The following is a 2,419-nucleotide window of genomic DNA, read 5'->3' as shown; positions in this document are numbered from 1 at the left end:
CAATGCCGATAGTCGTGATCTTCATGGTGGAGGCCCCTTTTGTGAGTGGTCTGTTTGACACAACCACTTCGACGTAATGCCGTTGGCGGGGGCGTCCATTCCATTAGATCAAGTCTGAACTTCTACATTATTAGTGCACGCTGGCTGTAGCTAGTGCATCGTACTTAACCGGTATGACCTCCTTACCCACTGCCAAGACGACTTGGGCAAAGTCCATCAGGAAGGTGAAGTCTGCCATCCGCTCGCTTTTTGACTTCTCGATGTAGTGGCCTTTTACGAATGCATCCCCGACGGCTTCCAGCGCGCCCAGGAATGTTGTGGTGCCATCCGCAAATTGCGGGTATAGCTCCAAGGGGAGTACACATTCGATTTGACTTTGTAGGTGATGGCTCAAGGTTGCGTATAGGTCTAGCAACCCGTGGCCTAGCTGAGTTTTTCCTTCTAGCTGCATTAGGGCTTTCAGGCCCAGTTTGGCGGCAAAGGCGGTACTGATTATGGCGGGGTTATCTGCCCCTTCGTAACGACCCAATTCTTTAACCTGCTTCTCTTTCGCTCGCTGGGCCGAAATCAGATAGGTATAGCCTTTTTTATAGGTCTGCAGGGCAGTTTGTTCGCCCTCTTCTCTTCGAAACATGATGGGCTCCTCCTAAGCGATTTTGCATCGCTTAGGCATTATCCGCTTCGCCCACAAATCAAAAGTATGGCAATTGTCACTGCATTACGTGTTAAAGATCACGTACTGGCCTACCCAGCCACATGTAGCTTTGATAGCGGATTGCAATGCTTATCCAGTTACCTTGTATGGTAAATGGCTTCCTGGTGTTGGTTGATTAAAACGACTGGGGAAACAGTTGCATGTTATCTGGTTTCGGATCTGGCGCTCTGATGAGGGCTTGAATTGCACCGCGCTTGTTAAGCTTTGCAATGGCGCGATTGATTGCTGGAAGGTGTTCGGCGAGCGGGTGGCCTAATGGTGCCGCGACATGCATGGCACTCGATGATAAGGGTGTTGGTAGAACCGACCAGCGCCCTATGTCACCATGCACTTGATTCAGCTTGGCTTCTAGTCGCTTAGCTTTAGATTGGAAACAAGAAACCAAGGCGACATCGGCGCGATCTCGAAGCAACATCGTCAGTCGGGCTTCCCGTGAAAGAGCCTCTTCTTCCACGCTAAAGAGTTTACCCCGATTAGCGTCGAATTCATCCCCATAGATATTGCCGACGGCAATGACAGCACGCTTCCCATGCAGACTTGCTATATCCCGATAAGAGAACTCCTCGCCCTTTGGTACCACCAGCCAGTGGTACAAATGGGTGATGGGATGAGAAAACTCGAAGTACTTGCGGCTTTCCTTGTTTTTTATCGCTACCCACAGTAAACCATGCCCCCGCTGAGCCAACATTTGTGCACGTCGCCAAGGGTAGGGTTTCACCTCGAATTTCAAACCAGATTCTTCGCTAACCAACTCGATCAATTTTTGCTGTCTAGGGGTTGGCGGTAAGACATGGCCCTTACTGTCGTGTACTTCAGGAAATAAAAGCGAAACTGTTTTTATGGGTGTTGACGCTAATGCATGGGTACAAAGTAGAGCCCAGGAAAAGACTAAGAATGGGTGCAGCTTCATAAGTGTGGATTGTCTACGGAGGGCAAGCAGGGCAGGAGTGGCACTAAGAACCTGTTCAAGATCTCGTAAAAACCTTACTCTGGGTCTTCTGAACTAGGGAAAAACACCCCAAAAGTCGGCGTTTTAAATGGGTAAACGTGCGTTTCAACGGTGATCCTAACGCTCTGTTTCTCTAATTTTGGAGATCTTGAACAGGTTCTAAGAATCCGTTCAAGGTCTCCTGTGCGTCCGCGATACGGCGTTGAAAACAGCCTCGGCATGCGCAGGTACTATGAGTAAACCCCGCTTCCTTGGCTGTTTTCGCCATGTCTCGCTATAACTCGCGAGACTTTGAAGAGCTTCTAAGAATCTGTTTACGATCTTACTGTGCGGCCGTGATCAGCGCTTATTTGCTGCTCGAAAGCCCCTGCAAGGGGGCGTCGAACTACTAGGGTGTTTTGCACCAAGCAGTTCGCAGCCTCATGTACCCAAGTACATTCCGCTTTCTGCGCTGAGCTGCGCTTTGCTGACGGCTGCTCGTGACAGATCGTAAGCAGGCTTTTACAACACCTCTGCGTTTCAGCGTAGCGACAAGTTCTAGCGGGATTAAAGAATGTTAATACATTAACATGTACTTATTAAAAATTTCATACCGTTAACCCCATATAGGGCCGCGATATACCTGGGCTTGTTTGCGCTGATTGAATATTGACCCACCCTGCCGATTGAATATTGACCCAGTGATGGTTGCCGCCGTTTGACCGGCGACTGTGCATAACTATATCTCTACGGGCTAGTCTCACCCGTGGATTTTC

The 2,419-nt window shown here is 49.4% G+C and carries 2 protein-coding genes; both read right to left on the bottom strand.

The window, feature by feature from the left end:
• Positions 1-130: 130 nt before the first annotated feature.
• On the bottom strand, positions 131-634 hold the full coding sequence (locus tag ACUHMQ_RS20430) for a hypothetical protein (protein WP_445297290.1): 504 nt from the start codon (positions 632-634) through the stop codon (positions 131-133).
• Positions 635-830: 196 nt separating this feature from the next.
• Positions 831-1,475: a substrate-binding periplasmic protein gene (locus tag ACUHMQ_RS20425; protein ID WP_445297289.1), complete on the bottom strand. Its 645-nt coding sequence runs from the start codon at positions 1,473-1,475 to the stop codon at positions 831-833.
• Positions 1,476-2,419: the final 944 nt, after the last annotated feature.

The organism is Chitinimonas violaceus (assembly GCF_052601015.1).
Note: the sequence above shows the minus strand (reverse complement) of the source record. Positions and strands in the feature narration are given on the sequence as shown.

Excerpts from the sequence above, each read along its gene's own strand:
- ACUHMQ_RS20430 (WP_445297290.1), bottom strand. The coding sequence starts at position 634 with ATGTTTCGAAGAGAAGAGGGCGAACAAACTGCCCTGCAGACCTATAAA.